This is a genomic window from Polynucleobacter sp. UB-Siik-W21 (genome assembly GCF_018687415.1).
Classification (GTDB): domain Bacteria; phylum Pseudomonadota; class Gammaproteobacteria; order Burkholderiales; family Burkholderiaceae; genus Polynucleobacter.
On the sequence record NZ_CP061289.1, the window covers coordinates 1,252,085 to 1,272,357 of the forward strand.

Below are 20,273 nucleotides of genomic sequence, written 5' to 3' on the forward strand. Positions count from 1 at the left end.
AGCTAAATAAGGCATAGGCTAAGATCTATTCTTTAGTAAAAATATACCTTACATACCCCTCACTCAGCGCATTTCTATATAAAAAGCCTTGAAATGACCAAAAGCCTCAATCGAGAAGAATTATTATTCATTGCCCAGAGTTTTGATCCTGAGGATAAATGTTCTGACTGTCAGTCGCTCAACTGCCAAGGCTGGGAAAGCATCCCGGGTGGATTCATCACTAATTCTCTAGAGTGCATAGGAACCCTGAGGATCGAGAATGCGCCAGAGTGCTGGGAGGAAGATCATCCCAAAGGAACCACGATCTGGTCTAAGGATGCCCCCATCTCCATCACCTTTCATCCTTACAACAAGTCTGACGTGTACGAATGTAAGCATTGTCGATCTAAATACCTTCGATATACGGAATGTGGTGGCTACTATGTGGATGAGCGCATTCGAGAGCTTAGAGCAGAATTCATTTCATAAGATTCCTGTTCACTGGTGTCACAAATGTAAAAGCCCCGATCTCTCAGGGCTTTTTTGGATACTGCTTCAGAGTGGCTAGTATTTTTAAGCCTTCTTCTTCACTGGGGGTAGGTCCGTGCAATGGCCATGCGCCGCCTCGGCAGCCAAGCCGACTGACTCGCCCAGGGTTGGGTGTGGATGAATGGTTTTACCAATATCTACAGCATCAGCGCCCATCTCAATGGCAAGACAAACTTCACCAATCAAATCACCGGCATGAGTGCCTACAATACCGCCACCAATAATGCGATGCGTATTAGCGTCAAAGATGAGCTTCGTAAAACCTTCATCACGACCGTTAGCAATCGCACGGCCACTAGCTGCCCATGGGAATAAACCTTTCTCATAGGCGATACCCTGTGCCTTGCATTGTTCTTCAGTCAAACCAGCCCAAGCTACTTCAGGATCGGTGTAAGCAACCGATGGAATTTGTTTAGCATCAAAGTAAGACTTCTCACCTGCTGCAGCTTCTGCGGCAACGTGACCTTCATGCACTGCCTTGTGAGCCAACATCGGCTGACCCACTAAGTCACCAATCGCAAAAATATTGGCAACATTGGTGCGCATTCGTTTATCGACCGGAATAAAGCCTCGCTCATCCACTTGAACGCCTGCCTTATCTGCAGCAATCTTCTTACCGTTTGGCGTACGTCCCACGGCAACGAGCACTAAGTCATAAGTCTGTGGCTGCGCAGGTGCATTCTCACCCTCGAAGCTCACTTGAATTCCATCGGGCTTCACTTCAGCTTTAGCAGCGCGCGTCTTGAGCATGATCTTTTCAAAACGTCCGGCATTGAACTTCTCCCAGACCTTCTCCAAATCACGGTCAGCTCCAGCCATCAGGCCATCCATCATTTCTGCAATATCGATGCGTGAGCCCAGAGTACTATAAACAGTCGCCATCTCTAAACCGATAATGCCACCACCAATTACCAACATTCTTTTTGGAATACTAGTCAGTAACAGCGCACCCGTACTATCGACAATGCGCGGGTCCTCTGGCAAGAAAGGCAACTTCACTGGCTGACTACCTGCAGCGATGATCGCCTTCTGAAAACGCACAACTTCCTTTTGACCAGTGAGGTCTTGGCCAGCACCATTTGTTAACTCCACTTCAACATGGTTTGCATCCAAAAAACGGCCTAAACCACGCACTACTTTTACTTTGCGGGCCTTAGCCATACCAGCTAATCCACCAGTCAACTTTGCGATGACAGATTCTTTATAACCACGCAATTGATCAATCTCAATCTTAGGCGCACCAAATGTGATGCCATGCTTTGCCATGGTTTTTACTTCATCCATCACGGAGGTTGTATGGAGTAATGCTTTAGATGGAATACAGCCTACGTTTAAGCACACACCACCTAAAGTAGCGTAACGCTCAATCAATAGAGTGTTCATACCCAGGTCCGCACTTCGAAATGCCGCACTGTAACCACCAGGCCCGGCACCGAGCACTAGTACCTCGCATTCGTGATCAACCTTGCCGTTGTATTGACCCGCTTTTGGGGCAGGAGCAATGGCTGCTGTTGCCGCAGCAGGTGCTGGTGCCAAAGGAGTTGGTTTTGCAGCAGGCGCTGCCGTTGCAGCACTTGCTTCAATCTCAGCAATTACAGTACCTTTGCTCACTTTATCGCCCAGCTTCACTGAGATACTAGTCACTGTTCCAGCAGCGTCTGCAGGCACTTCCATAGTTGCTTTATCGGATTCAAGTACAAGCAATGGCTGCTCTTTCTCAATCACATCACCCACTTTTACTAATACTTCAATCACCGGCACATCTGAGTAATCACCAATATCCGGAACGAGGATCATTTGCTTAGCCATAGATCCTCCTTACAGCGTAGCGCGACGGAAGTCGGCTAGTAGTTGAGCAATATAGACAGTAAAGCGTGTTGCCAACGCTCCATCGATCACACGATGATCTGCAGAAAGTGACAAGGGGCAAATAAGACGTGGCACAAACTGCTTACCATCCCATACTGGTTTCATTGCTGCTTTACTCACGCCCAAAATCGCCACTTCAGGAGCATTCACAATAGGTGAGAAAGAAGTTCCGCCGATGCCGCCTAACGATGAAATCGTAAAACTCGCTCCTTGCATTTGATCTGGCTTCAACCTCCCTTCACGGGCAAGTGCTGCTAATTCAGAAGTTTCTTTGGCAAGCTCAAAGATCCCTTTCTTATCAGCGTCTTTGATGACTGGCACCACCAAACCCGTTGGAGTATCTGCAGCAAAACCAATATTGAAATACTTTTTGAGGATCAAATCATCACCATCGAGTGAGCTGTTGAACTCAGGATGTTTTTTCAACGCAGCGACCGCAGCCTTCATTAAGAAAGCCAGCATGGTGATCTTGACGCCCTTCTTCTCATTGTCTTTATTGGTCATGACACGGAAGGCTTCTAGATCAGTGATATCTGCGTCCTCGTGATAAGTCACAGCAGGAATCATGACCCAGTTACGTGCCAAATTAGCTGCAGTGAGTTTCTTAATACGATTGAGTGGTTGACGTTCAATCTCACCAAATTTTGTGAAATCCACTTTCGGCCATGGAATCAAATTCAGACCACCCAAGCTTCCACCACTTAAGGCTGCAGCTGCACTAGAACTTCCAGCACCACCACTCATCGCCGCTTTGACAAAAGCTTGAACATCTTCTTGAGTGATGCGTCCTTTGGGACCGGAACCTTTTACCTGGGTAATCGTTACGCCAAGCTCACGTGCAAACTTACGCACTGAAGGGCTAGCGTGACTCATAGCTCCATCCACAGGAGGCGGCGGATTGCTCTTTGGAGGAGGCGCTGGCGCTCTTGCAATCGGTGGTTCAACCGCTTTTATAGCTGGTGCTGCTGGTGCAGATACTGCAGCTACAGGTGCCGTAACAGCTCCTGATCCGCCTTCCAGAATAAGTACCACTGAGCCTTCAGAGAGGTTATCACCTACCTTGATCTTCACTTCTTTAACAATGCCGGCTTGTGATGATGGCACATCCATCGTCGCTTTATCAGACTCGAGCACAACTATAGATTGTTCCTTCTCAATCCGATCGCCTGCCTTCACTAACACTTCGATGACAGGCACGTCTTTATAGTCACCAATGTCAGGCACTTTGATTTCAATTGGAGCGCTACTACCACTGCTACTCGCGCTTACTGGTGCAGACGCAGTTTTACTAGCTGCTGCAGGAGCAGGATTAGAAGCAGGTACCGAGACCGCTGTGCCCTCTTCCAAGGTCATGACGATTGCGCCCTCAGAGAGGCTATCACCCACTTTGACCTTCACCTCTTTCACTACACCAGAGTGAGACGATGGCACATCCATCGTGGCTTTATCAGACTCAAGCACAACAATAGATTGTTCTTTCTCAACCTTGTCACCTGCTTTAACCAGGACCTCGATGACCGGCACATCCTTGTAATCACCAATGTCCGGTACTTTGATTTCAATAATTTGACTCATGAATTAATCTCGTATTAAACCGTCATTGGGTTTGGTTTAGCAGTGTCAATGCCGTATTTTTTGATGGCCTCAGCTAATTTTTGACGATCAAGCTGACCAGCATCAACCAAAGATCGCAAAGCAGTGATCACTACCCAGCGACGATCAACTTCAAAGAAGTCGCGGAGTTTTTCACGGGTATCGGAGCGACCAAAACCGTCTGTACCCAATACTTCATAACGGCGATCCATATGCTGAATAGCCGGACGAATTTGCTCAGCAAACATACGCACATAGTCTGTAGCAGCAATGACGGGCCCCGTGGTATCTTTTAAACACTTCTCAACGTGTGAGAGTGCTGGTGCTGCGGTCGGGTTCAAGAGATTGGCACGGTGAACCGTATTCCAATCGCGACCTAATTCCGTAAAGCTTGGGCAACCCCACAAGTCAGATGACACTCCCCAATCTTTGTGCAAGATTTCAGTTGCTTCAATCACTTCACGGAAGATGGTTCCTGAACCGAGCAGTTGCACACGTAATTTTGCCTTAGCGTCACCAACCGACTTAAGCTTATACATGCCCTTAATGATGTCTTTTTCTGCCCCTTTTGGCATTGCTGGATGAGTGTAGTTCTCATTCATCAAGGTGACGTAGTAATAGACGTCCTCCTGAACCTCGAGCATACGACGCATGCCATCTTGAATCACTACTGCTAACTCAAACGCAAAAGTTGGGTCATAGCTAATGCAATTTGGAACTGCAGCACTCCACAGATGACTATGACCATCTTCGTGTTGCAAGCCTTCGCCATTCAAGGTGGTTCTACCTGCAGTGCCGCCGAGCAAGAAGCCACGGCTGCGCATATCACCTGCAGCCCATGCTAAGTCGCCAATCCGCTGGAAACCAAACATGGAATAGAAAATATAAAACGGCAACATGGGAACGCCATGGGTAGAGTAAGAAGTTGCGGCGGCAATCCAATCGCACATACCGCCCGCCTCATTAATACCCTCTTGCAAGATCTGACCAGTCTTATCCTCTTTGTAGAACATCAATTGATCATGATCTTCTGGCGTATATAGCTGACCCAGTTGATTCCAAATACCCAATTGACGGAACATACCTTCCATACCAAAAGTCCGTGACTCATCGGGAACGATAGGCACAACGCGCTTGCCAATCGTCTTATCCCGCACCACCGTATTGAGCATCCGAACAAAAGCCATCGTGGTAGAAATCTCACGGCCTTCAGCGGTTGCTTCTAGTAAGGGTGTAAATGCATCCAATTTAGGTACCGGCAAGCTTTCGGCTTTCGCACGACGTTGCGGCAAATAACCACCCAACTCTTGGCGACGGGCTTTCATATACTCAAGCTCAGGGCTACCTTCAGCAAACTTGACCAAGGGCATCTCGTCGAGTTGCTCATCCTTCACCGGGATCTCAAAGCGATCACGGAAGCGACGCACATCGTCATCATTCATTTTCTTGGCTTGGTGTGCAATGTTCATCGCCTCACCGGAGCCGCCCATACCGTAGCCTTTAATGGTGTGAGCCAAAATGACCGTTGGCTGATCTTTATGATTTACCGCCGCATGAAATGCTGCATACACTTTATGGGGATCATGGCCGCCACGATTCAGTTGCCAGATCTCATCATCACTCCAGTCGCTGACTAGGGCTTTGAGTTCTGGGGTATTAAATACGATCTCACGGACATAAGCACCATTCTTGGCCTTCATCGTTTGATATTGGCCGTCAACGATCTCGCCGAGACGTTGCATCAAAATACCCTTCTTATCACGGGCAAATAAAGCATCCCACTGACCACCCCACACGACTTTGATGACATTCCAGCCAGAGCCGCGGAATTCACTCTCGAGTTCTTGAATAATTTTTCCGTTACCACGCACTGGTCCATCTAAGCGCTGCAAGTTACAGTTCACTACAAAAATCAAGTTATCTAACTTCTCACGACCAGCCATGCCGATGGCACCTAAAGATTCTGGTTCATCCGTTTCACCATCACCTAAGAAAGCCCAAACCTTACGACCTTGCTCTTGAATAAAGCCACGGTCTCTTAAATATTTCATGAAGCGTGCTTGATATATCGCCATGATTGGACCAAGACCCATCGACACCGTTGGGAACTGCCAAAAGTCTGGCATCAACCATGGGTGCGGGTAACTAGAGATCCCTTTACCGCCAACCTCTTGACGGAAGTTATCCAGTTGACCGTCTGATAAACGACCCAACATATAAGCGCGGGCATAAACGCCAGGGGCGGAGTGTCCCTGGACAAAGATCAGATCGCCACCATGCTCTGGTGATGGGGCATGCCAGAAATGGTTGTAACCAACGTCATACAAAGTAGCAGCTGACTGGAAGGAAGAAATATGTCCACCAACATTGGTGTCTTTATTTGCACGCAGCACCATGGCCATCGCATTCCAACGGGTATAGGAACGAATCCGGTGTTCAACATTTTGATCGCCAGGCAAGCGGGCTTGATTCTCAACGGGAATCGTATTGATGTAAGGCGTCTCTGCATGGAAGGGTTGATCTACACCATTGACTCGTGCATGAGAAATTTGTTGATCGATGAGATAAGCAGCACGCTGCGGACCTTCGTTATGGATGACACCATCTAAGGCCTGCAACCACTCTTGTGTCTCGCCAGGATCAGCATCCTGAAGATTTTGTTTGCCTAACACTTGCTCAGGAACTGCGGCCATAACTTATCTCCAATAGTTATTTCGTTTAATTCATTCAAATCAACAATAGTTATTTACTTTATAGACAACATTTTAGGAAGGTATATGGGTGTAAACAAGCAATTTTCCACATAATGATAATATTTCTCATAATATGAGATTTTATTGCATCGCAAATAGAATCACATAGGATCGGCTAAATTCCTGTTTAGGCATCCTCATAGGGCAAAATGGGTTAATTCCTATGAAATATCCTGCTTTTCTAAGATTGCTCCTCGCCCCTGTTAACTGGTTACGCAAAATCCGGGGATTTAGGCTCGTTTACACCCCCCTGCTAGCAATCGTGCTGTTTACCGCAGTAATGGGCATTATTTTGGGTACGCTCCATTTGCAGGAAAAAGGACAACAAGAATCTGCCCTATTTAGAGAGCTCTCTTTTGCCAAACAACGTATTCAATTACGCTTTGTAAACAATGCTGACTCTTTAAATACGATTAATCGTGAAATTGCTGCGAGTAGCGAAGATGCAAAGTTAAAACAACTAGTGCGCGAGCAATCCGATGATTTAGTGCTCAATAATCATGAGATTGTCAAAATCATTTGGCTTAATGCTGATAACTCTTATCAATGGACCGCCCCAGCAAACAACCCTAAAACTGACTGGATTAGCAAAACACAAAATGAGCGGGCAGTAAATGAGGGCCTCACAAATGCAATAGAGCTTAGCCGAGTGACGAGCAGGACTGCTTTTAGTCAGTTCATTTCACTTAACTTACCGAGCGAGGAATCTCTCGCCAAGGATAGAAGAACCGTCTTCTGGCAAGTGGCTCCTAATATTGTTGGTGGTCAAGCCATCGGTTTCTTAGCCGCACTGTATACCACCCAGGGCATTTTAGATGTCATCCCCAATGAGCTCAAAGCACACTATCGCTTCACCTTGCTGACAGATAACGACAGGGTCTTATCCATATCCTCCGATCGAGATACACCCAAAAGAGCTTTTAGCAATCAAACGAGTTTAGACATCGGCGTATTAAGTCCAAACCTAGTCTTACGAATTGACACCTATCCTCCACCGACCAATCTGACTTTCCGAATGTTAATTGGTGTGGTCTTAGGTCTTTCTGCTTTCGTTATTTGGAGTTTGTGGTCTGTCCTTAAGCAGATGCAAGTGCGTCAAGAAGCTGAGGCTAATTTACGGACTGAAACCAGCTTTCGTAATGCCATGGAAAATTCCACACCAGTCGGCATCCGTGCGCACGATATGGAAAAGCGCATTACCTATGTGAACCGAGCCTTTTGTGAGATGACTGGCTGGTCGTCAAAAGAACTGATTGGCCTGATGCCGCCCTTCCCCTTCTGGCCCGACTCTAGACGCGATGAGCTCGTAGAAAAAATGAATCGCGCCCTGAAAATGGAATCGGGGATGAAAACTGGTATTGAGGGAGTCGTTTTGCACCGTGATGGCTCTCTGATTGAGACTCGCACTTTTATTGCTCCCCTCATTAATGAAAAAGGAACGCAAACGGGTTGGGTTACTTCCTTAATTGATATTTCCGAACCGAAGAAGATCCGAGAAGAGTTGGCTGCATCACAGGAACGCTTTGTTACTGTGCTTGAGGGTTTGGATGCTGCCGTTTCTGTGCTTGACCTTGAAAACGATCATCTCTTATTTGCCAATCGCTTCTACCGAGAAAATTTTGGGGATGACTCAAAGGGTCACTTTCAGTTAGCAGGTAATGCGAATAACCTGGAGACCTTGCACGATGTCGCGGAAGATTTACAAGACTCCCCTCCAGGCATTCCGACCTCATTTTTATATCAAGAGTCTGAGTCGGAAGAAATTCAATTAAGTGACGGCAGTAATAAATGGTACGAAGTCAGAAGGCGCTTTATTCCCTGGGTTGATGGGCGCCTTGCGCAACTCTTGATTGCTACCGATATTACGATGCGTAAAGAGGCAGATGATTTAGCACGCCAGCAAGAAGAGCGTATGCAGTTTACGAGCCGCTTAACTACGATGGGTGAGATGGCATCCTCTCTCGCGCATGAGTTAAACCAACCACTCTCAGCGATCTCCAACTATTGCATGGGGGTCGCTAAACGTTTAGAAGGTAATCTAGATCCCGTACTCACCAAAGATATCCTGCCAGCGCTTGAGAAAGCATCTGAACAGGCTCATCGCGCAGGCACCATCATTCAGCGCATTCGAGGATTTGTAAAACGCAGCGAGCCGCAAAGTAAATTGACTGCCATTAGCGAAATTATTAACGATGCTGTTGGGCTAGTCGAAATTGAGGCGCATCGCCATCGCCTAACCATTATTTCTCAAATCAGTGAAAACCTTCCTGCGGTAGATGTTGATCCCGTCTTAATCCTGCAGGTTTTAGTCAACCTACTGAAAAATGGCCTAGATAGCACGAGGGAGGCTTATCCCCTTTCTTCTCGTTGGTCCGCTGCTCCCGTCAAAATCAGCGCTGATCTGGATACCAGTATTTTTCCAGCAATGCTGCGTATTCAGGTGAGTGATGGCGGAGCTGGAATCCCAAAATCAGTCTCCCAACGCATGTTTGAGCCCTTTTTTAGCACTAAATCCGATGGCATGGGCATGGGTCTCAATATTTGCCGCTCTATTATTGAATCCCACCATGGCCGACTTTGGGCGGTCAATATCATGGATGCGGAACATACCAAGCTGGCTGGCTGCACCTTTACAATACTTCTACCCCTGGAATCTCCTGAAACTTCGGGTAATGTTTAATCATTGCACTAATTGAATCACCTTGCGAGACCCGATATGAACCTTAGTACCAGCACCAAACCAACCCAGGCAGAAGTTGTCTACGTTGTCGACGATGACGAAGCAGTGCGTGATTCTCTGACCTGGCTTCTGGAAAGCAATGGTTATATAGTGCGTTGTCATGCCAGTGCTGAACGTTTCTTGCAATCGTTACAGAGTACTGATAAGTCCACTATCTCCTGCGCTATTTTGGATGTGCGCATGCCCGGTATGTCTGGCCTCGAATTACAAGAGCGTCTCATTAGTGAAAATTTACCGATGCCAGTTGCCTTCATCACAGGTCATGGCGATGTCTCTATGGCGGTCTCCACTATGAAACGTGGTGCAGTAGATTTTATTGAAAAACCATTTAAAGAAAATGATCTCTGCAGCTTAGTCGATCGCATGCTCGCTAAAGCACGCGTGGATTACTCACAAGCAAGCCAGCGCAAGATTACCCAAAGTTTACTTAGCAAGCTGACGGGGCGTGAGCGTCAAGTGTTAGAGCGTATTGTTGCTGGGCGCCTGAATAAGCAGATTGCAGATGACCTTGGCATCTCCATTAAAACTGTTGAAGCACACCGCGCCAACATTATGGAAAAGCTCAACGTCAATACAGTTGCCGACCTATTACGCCTTGCCTTGTCCGACCCACAACCGAATTAATGTATTCATCCTTACTTTAATATTCACCTGTAATGCCTGCTCAATTACTCGACGGAAACGCCCTCTCTAAAAAACTGCGCGCAGAAATTGCTGCCCGTGGTGCGATCGTTACTGCTAAAGGTGTTCGCCCTGGTTTAGCCGTGATCGTTGTGGGTGACAATCCAGCTAGCCAAGTCTATGTCCGCAATAAAGTGAAGGCCTGTGAAGATGTAGGTTTTCATTCTGTATTAGAGCGCTACTCCGCCGAATTAGGCGAAGAAGAATTACTGGCTCGTATTGCTACCTTAAATGCTGACCCTGCGATTCATGGCATCTTGGTGCAACTACCTCTACCGGAACACATTGCCTCTGAGCGTGTACTAGAAGCTATTGCCCCAGAAAAAGATGTGGACGGCTTCCATGTAGCCAATGCTGGCGCTTTAATGGTCGGCCAACCTGCATTCAAACCCTGCACTCCTTATGGTTGCATGAAGATTCTGGAGAGTATTGATTACCCTATTCGAGGGGCACGGGCAGTGATTGTTGGCGCCTCCAATATCGTCGGCAAACCCATGGCGATGTTGTTATTACAAGCCGGGGCAACCGTGACTATTTGTAATAGCAAAACACGGGATCTGGCTCACCACACTAAAGATGCCGACATCCTGGTAGTAGCTACCGGAAAACCCAAAATGGTTTCTGGAGATATGGTCAAAACCGGTGCCGTAGTAATTGACGTTGGCATCAATCGCCTACCCGACGGGAAGCTTTGCGGCGACGTGGATTTCGATGCGGCCAAATATATCGCCGGCTGGATTACCCCCGTTCCTGGTGGCGTCGGCCCTATGACAATCACCATGCTCTTAATGAACACTTTAGAGGCAGCTGAAAAAGCAGCCAAGCCCTAGATCCATTAAGCTAGAGGGATGAATACATCCCTCTCTGCATCCCTGCCACCTGCATTACAAAATAATCCACTCCTGACTTTTGGTCGGGGTATTGCCGCTTACTCTGAAATTAAGCCAGAACACATCACGCCAGCGATTGAGTTTCTACTCAAACACGCTCAAGATGCAGTGGATCTTGCCACTAATCCCAATACACTTGCAACCTGGGATGATCTTGCTGAACCATTAGAGGATGCAACAGAATCCTTAGGAAGATCTTGGAGCGTGATCTCTCACCTCAATAGTGTGGCGGATACTCCTGAGTTAAGAGCTGCCTACGGAGCGATGCTTCCAGACGTGACTGCATTTTTTTCTAACCTCGGACAGAACTTAGCGCTGTATCAAAAATTTAAAGAGCTCAGCAAAGGTCCTGAGTTTACTAAGCTTAATCGCGCGCAAAAGAAAGTGATTGAGAACTCATTAAGAGACTTTCGGCTTGGTGGCGCTGAACTCAATGATGCCGATAAACCCCGCTTTGCTCAAATCCAAGACGAGCAGGCTATTTTAGGAAAAGCGTTTTCAGATCACGTCTTAGATGCAACCGATGGTTTCGTTCATCTTGTCAGCAATGCATCTGATCTCATCGGTTTACCAGAAGATGTTAAAGCAGCAGCAGCCGATACCGCCCAACAAAAGGGCTTAAAGGGTTGGGCTTTTACCCTGCACTTCCCCTCCTATTACCCAATCATGCAGTACTCCGAAAATCGAGAACTACGCCGCCTAATGTATGAAGCTTATGTCACCCGCTCTTCTGAGCTTGGTCCGCAATACGCCAAGGGCAATGTTGCTTGGGACAATACTCAGAATATGCTTGATCAATTGCGCCTGCGTGATGAAGAAGCGCGCATGCTCGGCTTTGCTAATTTCGCAGCGCTGAGCTTAGCTCCCAAAATGGCTAATACGGTTGATGAAGTAGATCTCTTCTTAACAAACTTTGCCAATAAATCAAAACCGTATGCCCAACGGGATTGGGATGAGCTTTGTGCATTTGCGAAAACTGAACTGGGTCTCATTGATGGTGTTCAGCCTTGGGATACGGCATTTGCAGCTGAACGCTTGAAACAAGAGCGCTATTCATTTTCTGAAAACGAGCTTAAGCAATACTTCCCACTGCCTAAAGTATTGGATGGATTATTTGGCGTGATTCAAACGCTCTTCGGTGTCAAGATTGAGGCGGCTGACTTGCCAACCTGGCATGCAGATGTCCAGTCATTCTCCGTGAAGAATGCCAAAGGCAATATCGTGGCTTATTTTTACCTTGATCCTTATGCACGCTCTGGTAAACGTGGTGGCGCCTGGATGGATGATGCCCGCGGCCGCAGAGAACTACCCAATGGTGAAATTCAAATACCGGTTGCGTATTTAGTGTGCAACTTTGCACCGCCAGTGAAGGTCAATGGCATATTGCGTCAACCCACGATTACCCATGATGATGTGATTACCCTATTCCACGAAAGTGGTCATGGTCTACACCATCTGTTAACTCAAGTGAGCGCTCTAGGCGTCTCAGGAATCAATGGCGTTGAATGGGATGCTGTGGAATTGCCTAGTCAATTTATGGAGAACTTCTGCTGGGAATGGGAAGTCCTGGAGAAAATGACTGCGCATGTTGAAACAGGCAAACCATTGCCCCGTGAATTATTTGAAAAGATTTTAGCTGCCAAGAATTTTCAAAATGGCTTAATGACCTTACGTCAAATTGTGATGTCATTAACCGATTGGCGCTTACATTCTCACTTTGATGCAAAGAGTGTGCAGGGACAGGCTGTGCTTGAACTCTCCCGCAAGATTGCCGCTGACTTTAATGTGATTCCACAGCCTGAGATCTCTCGGTGGATCAATACTTTCAGCCATATCTTTGCTGGTGGCTATGCAGCTGGCTACTACAGCTATAAATGGGCTGAGGTTCTATCTGCTGATGCCTACTCCGCTTTTGAAGAGGCGGCCAAACTCACGGGCTCCGTACTTGATCCCAAGACAGGGTCACGTTATCGCGAAGAAATTTTAGAAGTCGGCGGTAGCCGTCCTGCAGCTGAATCCTTCAAAGCCTTTCGCGGACGGGAGCCAAGTATCGATGCCTTATTACGTCATGGTGGTTTAGCTTAATGACAAGGCAAGCACTGGATAAATGAAAAACACCTAAGGGTGGTTTTAATAGGTAAGCTTATAGGAGCTGAAATTATTACTTTTGACTTAGTTGCGGGCATGCATTTTCTAATGGCTTACCTGCAATGCGGTCCTTCACCCAAACAAGATACATTGGCGCTGAAACACCGGGAGTTGTAAAGTGAGATTGCTCGCCAGGTAACTGGTTTCTTCCTACATTTGCACCCATGGCGCACATCTGCTTTTGATAGAGCTCATGCATGATAGGTGGAACAGCGGTATCTTTTGTGCCCCAATAAATCACCACTGGTGCTACCGGCTTCACGGGCTTCACACTTCCATCAATAAATGCTTTTATCCATGCCAAGGAGTTACTAGCCGTAGGCTTCAAGAGGGACTTGTATTGATCTCCATAAGCAAAGTTGAAGGTATCAGCCATCACATGAACACATTTATTGCTGGCCAACCGATTAACTACTTTTGCACCTTCATCAGTCAAAATATCTGTTAATTTCAGATTAGGATTGGCGGCTTGGGCACCCCACAAGCCCATTACATAATGCGCAAATAAAAACACATTCGGAATATTGGCCTGAGTAAATTCATTCATCAGCTTATTAGCACTCGACTCATCAGCCGGCAATTTTGGAAGCATTGCTGCTATATCATCTGGCGCCAATGCAACAAACCCAAGGTATTGCAAATTATCTGCAGCAGTACCCTTCAGAGCCTGATAGTCCGGCAGACTTGCAGCCGCAATTGTTGCTCCACCGCCTTGTGACCAGCCATAAATAATCGTCTTCTTACCAGCGCCAACTTCTTTCATAGAGCTAGCCGCTCTTGCAGAGTTGATGGCATCTCTACCATTAGTTCCAGCAACAGCATACTGGTGTTTACTGCCGCCACCTTGACCTTGATAGTCGGTAGCAACTATGACGTAGCCTTCTTTAATAAATTCCTCTATGTTTGGAATACCATAATCAGTCCATGAGTTCCCATCCATTAAGAAATACTCGTTCAAGGGAGAGGCGGGATTGGTAATTTGTGATGGGCCACAATTTTGAGCTGACCCTGTTGTGCCGTGAGCCCACGCCAAGATCGGCCTTCCCTCTTTGGGAGCTTGACCAATAGGGGCTACGATCAAACCCGTTGCGATCGTCTTACGTTCTGCAATATCAGAGGAAATATAGGCAATCCTCCAAGCCTGCGCACCCTTCACCGAAGTTTTGATCTTTTCCTTCTTCAGGATTTGTCCCAGCTTGCCCTGAGGACTCATCTTAATCACTTCCTCATAAAACGGGGGAACAGGAAGATCAGCGTATACGCTTAAAGATAGCAATCCCAACAAGGTAGCAAGGACTAAAGAGGTGATTGATGTTTTCATAAATGCCTTATCACTACATTTTTCTATTAATAGGATGAATGCCTGTAACTATACTAAAACCTTCGCTTGATTAAGCTAAGTCTTCTTGATCTCTGAATCAATCCAAGCTGAATGCTTCTCCATCACAGCATTAAATAAGTCTGATTGAATGTGATCGTGTAACCATTTTTTGGTATTGGGAAATGGCATTTCCTCAAAGCTTTTTGGGTTGACCATAGAAAATTGTCTGATAAACGGAAAGATAGCTATATCTACCCAAGTCATTCGGTTGCCTAACAAGTATTGATCTGACCGTAGTGCATCCTCCATAGGTTTTAACATTAAGTCCATTACTTCACTAAGAACTTCTCCTTGATCAAGCTCAGGATATCGATTCGGATATTTATATTGGTCCAATCGTTTTTTAAAGGGGCCATCATTTTTCTCAATCCAAGATTGCGCAGCCTGCTCATCCACAGTCTTCCAGCCATCTGGATCCGATTGATCCAAAGCCCATCGCATGATATCCAAACTTTGATCAATCACTAAGTCGTTCACACAAAAAACGGGTACGGTAGCTTTAGGCGATAACAGCCGCATTGATTTGGGCTTATCTCTTAAAACAATCTCTCTGTGCTCAAACTGAATGCCAGAGTATTTCAAGGCCATACGTGCCCTCATGGCATAAGGACATCGTCGATAAGAATACAAAATAGGCATCATGGGTTCATCACCATTCAACTTGCTTTGGATACGATGAATTCAGCTCTTACGCTTTTTTGATCTCAGCAATCACTGGGGCATGGTCTGATGGCTGCTCCCAGGCTCTAGGCTCTTTATCAACGACGCTGGCACTACACTTTTCTTTGAGAGCATCGCTTAGCAAAATATGATCGATACGCATGCCAGCATTTCTTCTAAAGCCCATCATGCGATAGTCCCACCAACTGAATGTTTTAGGTGCTTGTTCAAACATTCTGAAGGAATCGCTCATGCCAAGCTTCAAGAGCTCCTGAAAAGCATAACGCTCTGGAGGGGACACCAGATTCTGCCCTTCCCATGCTTTAGGGTCATGCACATCTTCATCTGCTGGAGCGATGTTGAAGTCACCTAAGAGAGCCAAACGCGTATTCTGTTGCAGCTCCTGAGTAAGCCAGGTCTGTAATGAATGTAGCCAATTCAATTTGTAGGCAAACTTATCGCTATCTGGCGACTGTCCGTTTGGAAAGTAAGCTGAGATCAGTCTGATAGGCTGCATTCCAGCAAATGGAATCGTTGCCGCCAAGATACGCTGTTGCTCATCTTCATAATCAGGAATATTTCTGGTGGGCTTTAAAAACGTAGTGACTGCATCAGAAGCAATCGAGGCCAAAGCAGCCTTGCGCACAATAATGGCAACACCGTTGTAAGTCTTTTGACCGGCAGCGAGACTCAGATAGCCCGCTGCCTCTAGCTCTTGATGGGGATACTTATCATCCGTGAGTTTGAGCTCTTGCAAACACAAGCCATCTATCGGCTGTTTCTTTTTTTCCTGATCTTGTAACCAACGAAGTACGTGTGGCAGGCGAACTTTTAAGGAATTCACATTCCACGCCGCAATTCGGATTGAATCAGTCATCTATCCCCAGTTCCTGCAATTTTCTGGTAATGGTATTACGTCCAATGCCCAGACGCTGCGCGGCTTCAACCCGACGACCCCGCGTGACCTCCAAGGCAGCCATCAACACCGCTTTCTCAAAACGTGAGCATAGTGCATCGTAAACCTCTTTATCACCATCCTGTAGCATTTTGACCGCCAAGCGACCAAGAGCACTCTCCCAATCACCAGAACTAGATTTAGCTGTTGCAGGACTGCTTAGCGACGATTCACCATGCAACACCAGAGGCTGCTCGCTAGCCTGGGCAACAATATCTGCAGGAAGATCACCTACACCAATGACGCTGGCTGGGGTCATCACAGTTAACCAGTGACAGAGATTCTCAAGCTGACGCACATTGCCTGGAAAAGGCATCGCACTCATTTCTTTCAGAACTTCATCTGACAGTTTTTTAGGCTCGACTCCTAAAGACTTTGCACAAGTGAGCATGAAGTGTCTTGCCAAAATCGGAATGTCTTCACTACGCTCACGTAAGGATGGCATGCGCAAACGAATGACATTAAGACGATGCATCAAATCTTCGCGAAAGAATCCTGCGGCAACTCGCTGCTCAAGATTCTGATGGGTAGATGCAATGATGCGAACATTCGCTTTAATCGGATCTTGGCCACCGAGGCGATAGAAATGACCATCGGTCAAAACACGCAAGAGTCTGGTTTGTAAGTCGAATGGTAGATCTCCAATCTCGCCTAAGAACAATGTGCCACCGTCTGCTTGCTCGAAGCGGCCCCGACGCAAGGTCTGCGCCCCTGGGAAAGCGCCACGCTCATGACCAAATAACTCTGATTCAAGCAGGTCTTTTGGAACAGCAGAAGTACTTAAGGATATAAAAGGACCTTTTGCTCTAGGGCTGTGCTTATGCAAAGCGTGGGCTACCAGCTCTTTACCTGCACCAGACTCACCGGTGATTAAGACCGTTGCATGGGATTGCGCCAAACGACCAATCGCACGGAAGATCTCTTGCATTGCAGGTGCTTGACCAATAATCTCGGTGGATTCTTGTCTCCAAGCGCCAAGTTCCTTGTTGCCTGACTCACTGCGAATGCCCTGCTCTACTGCACGATGAATCAGCTCGACTGCTTTCTCGATATCAAACGGTTTGGTGAGATATTCAAATGCACCGCCTTGGAATGAAGATACCGCAGAATCTAAGTCCGAATAAGCCGTCATGATAATGACGGGCAAGTTGGGATGACTCGCTTTGACATGTTGCAATAAATCCAAGCCATTACCGCGCGGCATGCGAATGTCAGAAATCAACACCTGTGGGGTCTCTTTCTCTAGGGCATTGAGCACATCATTTGGGTTAGAGAAGCTCTTATGCGGAATGTTCTCTCGCGCTAAGGCTTTTTCTAAAACCCAACGAATTGATTGGTCATCGTCGACGATCCAAATTGGTTTCATGATGTTTTCTCCTGCCTACGGTATGGAATTTGAATATGAAAATCGGTACGTCCAGGGCGACTTTCGCAAGCGATAAAGCCCCGGTGTTGTTGAACAAAGGTTTGCGCTAAAGTTAAACCTAAACCACTACCCCCTTCTCGCCCAGAAACTAATGGGAAGAAGATGCGTTCAATAATTTCTTCTGGAATACCAGGGCCGTTATCAATCACGTGCAGATCCATCGCTAACTTATAGCGTTGCTTCGCAATCGTGACGGAACGAGCGACCCGGGTTTTTAATTCGATTTGTGCAACACCCTGGGTAATTTCTTCAGAAAGGGCTTGGGCTGCGTTGTGCACAATATTAAGTACTGCCTGAATCAATTGCTCACGATCCCCCATAACATCAGGCAAGCTAGTGTCATAGTTACGAATAATCCTTAAGCCCTTAGGGAACTCTGCCAACACCAAGCTCCGCACTCGCTCCAGTGCTTCGTGGACATTAAAGGCCTCCATAATATGAGCCTTACGGTGCGGTGCTAAAAGACGATCTACTAAAGTTTGTAGACGATCAGACTCTTTGATAATGACCTGCGTGTATTCATGCAAACCTTTTTCAGACAACTCAAACTCCAAGAGCTGAGCTGCCCCACGAATACCACCTAATGGGTTTTTAATCTCATGTGCCAAATTGCGCATGAGCTGTTTATTAGCTTCGACTTGCTGCGTCACACGCTCATCGCGTTCACTACGCAACTGTTGATCAATGGGGAACCATTCCATCATGATCAAAACGGGATCTTCTAAGGCCGCGATTACCACGTGAGCTGGAATAGAATCTTGGTGAATACTTCCTGGCAAGGAATGCAAGACCATCTCTTGGCGTTGAGCCGATACATGGCCGAGCTTCACTTCGGTAATCATGCTATTCAGAGCCGTGTTATCACCAAATAAGTCGAACACAGATTGACCCTCAAGTGATTTACGCGAGAGATCCAAAGCTGACTCGGCAGCCGGATTCACATAAACCAATTGTTGGTTCTCCGCCTCAAAAACCACGATGGCATTGGGCATCTGATCGAGCAATGTCGGAAAAAAAGGAGCAGCCGAAGCTGCTCCCTTGAACGAATTGCGCAACAAACCTGCGCTCAAGTTCTTTCCTTCGCTTACAGGGAGTAATACATATCAAATTCGATTGGATGGGTAGTCATACGGAAACGTGTGACATCTTCCATCTTCAAATTGATATAGGCATCAATCATAGACTCTGTAAATACACCACCGCGGGTCAAGAACTCATGATCTTTTTCGAGTGCTGCCAAAGCTTCTTCCAAGCTTGCGCAAACGGTTGGGATCTTTGCATCTTCTTCTGGTGGCAAGTCATACAAGTTTTTGTCAGCAGCTTCACCTGGGTGAATCTTATTCTGGACGCCGTCCAAACCAGCCATCAACAAGGCCGAGAATGCCAAGTATGGGTTTGCCAATGGATCTGGGAAACGGGTTTCGATACGACGACCCTTAGGACTTGGAACGTGTGGAATACGAATAGAAGCAGAACGGTTGCGTGCTGAGTATGCCAACTTTACAGGGGCTTCAAAGCCTGGAACCAAACGCTTGTATGAATTTGTACCTGGGTTGGTAATAGCGTTCAATGCTTTAGCGTGCTTAATGATGCCGCCGATGTAGTAGAGGGCAAACTCTGACAAACCTGCGTAACCATTACCAGCAAACAAGTTTTCGCCATTCTTCCAAACAGATTGGTGCACGTGCATACCAGAACCGTTATCGCCAACTACTGGCTTAGGCATGAAGGTTGCAGTCTTGCCATATGCATGCGCAACATTTTGTACTACATACTTTTGCCAGATAGTCCAGTCAGCGCGTTGAGTCAATGTGCTGAACTTGGTACCCAATTCGTTTTGACCTTGACCAGCAACTTCATGGTGGTGAACTTCAACCGGAATGCCCAATGATTCGAGAATCAAACACATTTCAGAACGCATATCTTGGAATGTATCTACTGGAGCAACTGGGAAGTAGCCGCCTTTTTTACCTGGACGGTGACCAGTGTTACCACCTTCAACTTCAAGGCCTGATGACCATGGCGCTTCTTCGGAATCAATCTTCACGAAGCAGCCCTGCATGTCAGCACCCCAACGCACGCCATCAAAAATAAAGAACTCTGGCTCTGGACCAAAGTAAGCTGCATCACCTAAACCAGAACTCTTCAAATACGCTTCAGCACGCTTTGCAATAGAACGTGGATCACGGTCATAGCCTTTGCCATCTGATGGCTCGATCACATCACATGTGATTACCAAGGTAGGCTCTTCATAGAATGGGTCGATATAGCAAGCAGTTGGATCTGGCATCAACAACATATCAGAAGCTTCAATACCCTTCCAACCAGCGATAGAGGAGCCGTCAAATGCATGACCACTCTCAAATTTATCTTCGTTAAAAGCAGAGATAGGAACACTCGTATGTTGCTCTTTACCCTTTGTATCTACAAAGCGGAAATCAACGAAAGTACATTCTTTCTCTTTAACTAACTTCATCACATCAGCGACGGTCTTCGTCATGCAAATCTCCTCTATAAACAAAACTCGGAATTCAAACCTAAGGCATACACCCTTGTTCATTCCAGGCATCAACATGCCTATTGGATGTATCTAATTTACTGAAGCAAACAACGGGGAATCCTCATTATTGCACTAATTAAGTGCTTGAT

The 20,273-nt window shown here is 46.7% G+C and carries 14 protein-coding genes; 5 read left to right on the forward strand and 9 right to left on the reverse strand.

Features of this window, described 5'->3' with window-relative positions:
• Positions 1 to 93: 93 nt before the first annotated feature.
• Positions 94 to 468: a hypothetical protein gene (locus C2756_RS06560; RefSeq protein WP_216860830.1), complete on the forward strand. Its 375-nt coding sequence runs from the start codon at positions 94 to 96 to the stop codon at positions 466 to 468.
• 84 nt (positions 469 to 552) lie between these two features.
• On the opposite strand, the gene lpdA is transcribed toward C2756_RS06560, so the two are convergent.
• Genes lpdA through aceE form a run of 3 tightly spaced genes read right to left on the reverse strand, consistent with a single transcriptional unit; the run spans position 553 to position 6,683 of the window.
• On the reverse strand, positions 553 to 2,337 hold the full coding sequence (lpdA, locus tag C2756_RS06565) for a dihydrolipoyl dehydrogenase (RefSeq protein WP_215318159.1): 1,785 nt from the start codon (positions 2,335 to 2,337) through the stop codon (positions 553 to 555).
• A gap of 9 nt (positions 2,338 to 2,346) precedes the next feature.
• Positions 2,347 to 3,972: a dihydrolipoyllysine-residue acetyltransferase gene (aceF, locus tag C2756_RS06570; RefSeq protein ID WP_215318161.1), complete on the reverse strand. Its 1,626-nt coding sequence runs from the start codon at positions 3,970 to 3,972 to the stop codon at positions 2,347 to 2,349.
• 14 nt (positions 3,973 to 3,986) lie between these two features.
• Positions 3,987 to 6,683, reverse strand: a complete 2,697-nt coding sequence (aceE, locus tag C2756_RS06575) for a pyruvate dehydrogenase (acetyl-transferring), homodimeric type (protein WP_215318163.1) — start codon at positions 6,681 to 6,683, stop codon at positions 3,987 to 3,989.
• Positions 6,684 to 6,906: 223 nt separating this feature from the next.
• On the opposite strand from aceE, the gene C2756_RS06580 reads away from it, so the two are divergent.
• From C2756_RS06580 to C2756_RS06595, 4 genes are read left to right on the forward strand one after another with little or no spacing between them, the layout of a single operon-like run.
• On the forward strand, positions 6,907 to 9,423 hold the full coding sequence (locus tag C2756_RS06580; RefSeq protein ID WP_215318164.1) for a PAS domain-containing sensor histidine kinase: 2,517 nt from the start codon (positions 6,907 to 6,909) through the stop codon (positions 9,421 to 9,423).
• A 36-nt stretch (positions 9,424 to 9,459) separates the two neighbouring features.
• Entirely contained in the window at positions 9,460 to 10,107 is a 648-nt protein-coding gene (locus C2756_RS06585) for a response regulator transcription factor (protein ID WP_215294883.1), read from the forward strand.
• A gap of 32 nt (positions 10,108 to 10,139) precedes the next feature.
• On the forward strand, positions 10,140 to 10,994 hold the full coding sequence (gene folD / locus C2756_RS06590) for a bifunctional methylenetetrahydrofolate dehydrogenase/methenyltetrahydrofolate cyclohydrolase FolD (protein WP_215294884.1): 855 nt from the start codon (positions 10,140 to 10,142) through the stop codon (positions 10,992 to 10,994).
• An 18-nt stretch (positions 10,995 to 11,012) separates the two neighbouring features.
• A complete protein-coding gene (locus tag C2756_RS06595; RefSeq protein WP_215318166.1) occupies positions 11,013 to 13,139 on the forward strand; it encodes a M3 family metallopeptidase in 2,127 nt (708 codons plus the stop codon).
• Positions 13,140 to 13,215: 76 nt separating this feature from the next.
• Here C2756_RS06595 and C2756_RS06600 read toward each other — a convergent pair whose 3' ends face one another.
• The 6 genes from C2756_RS06600 to glnA form a co-directional block, all read right to left on the reverse strand.
• On the reverse strand, positions 13,216 to 14,523 hold the full coding sequence (locus C2756_RS06600) for an alpha/beta fold hydrolase (RefSeq protein ID WP_215318167.1): 1,308 nt from the start codon (positions 14,521 to 14,523) through the stop codon (positions 13,216 to 13,218).
• A 75-nt stretch (positions 14,524 to 14,598) separates the two neighbouring features.
• Complete coding sequence (locus tag C2756_RS06605) at positions 14,599 to 15,225, reverse strand: glutathione S-transferase (protein ID WP_215318169.1); 627 nt, start codon at positions 15,223 to 15,225, stop codon at positions 14,599 to 14,601.
• A gap of 46 nt (positions 15,226 to 15,271) precedes the next feature.
• Positions 15,272 to 16,120 (reverse strand): exodeoxyribonuclease III, encoded by an 849-nt coding sequence (gene xth, locus C2756_RS06610; RefSeq protein ID WP_215318171.1) that lies wholly within the window; start codon positions 16,118 to 16,120, stop codon positions 15,272 to 15,274.
• The gene (gene ntrC, locus C2756_RS06615) at positions 16,113 to 17,564 is read right to left on the reverse strand and encodes a nitrogen regulation protein NR(I) (RefSeq protein ID WP_215318173.1); all 1,452 of its coding nucleotides are present in this window, start codon (positions 17,562 to 17,564) and stop codon (positions 16,113 to 16,115) included. The genes xth and ntrC overlap by 8 nt, the downstream gene beginning before the upstream one ends.
• Positions 17,561 to 18,682: a nitrogen regulation protein NR(II) gene (gene glnL / locus C2756_RS06620; RefSeq protein WP_371817099.1), complete on the reverse strand. Its 1,122-nt coding sequence runs from the start codon at positions 18,680 to 18,682 to the stop codon at positions 17,561 to 17,563. Before glnL ends, ntrC begins: the two co-directional genes overlap by 4 nt.
• Positions 18,683 to 18,708: 26 nt before the next feature.
• Positions 18,709 to 20,124 (reverse strand): type I glutamate--ammonia ligase, encoded by a 1,416-nt coding sequence (gene glnA, locus C2756_RS06625; protein WP_215294896.1) that lies wholly within the window; start codon positions 20,122 to 20,124, stop codon positions 18,709 to 18,711.
• Positions 20,125 to 20,273 lie beyond the last annotated feature (149 nt).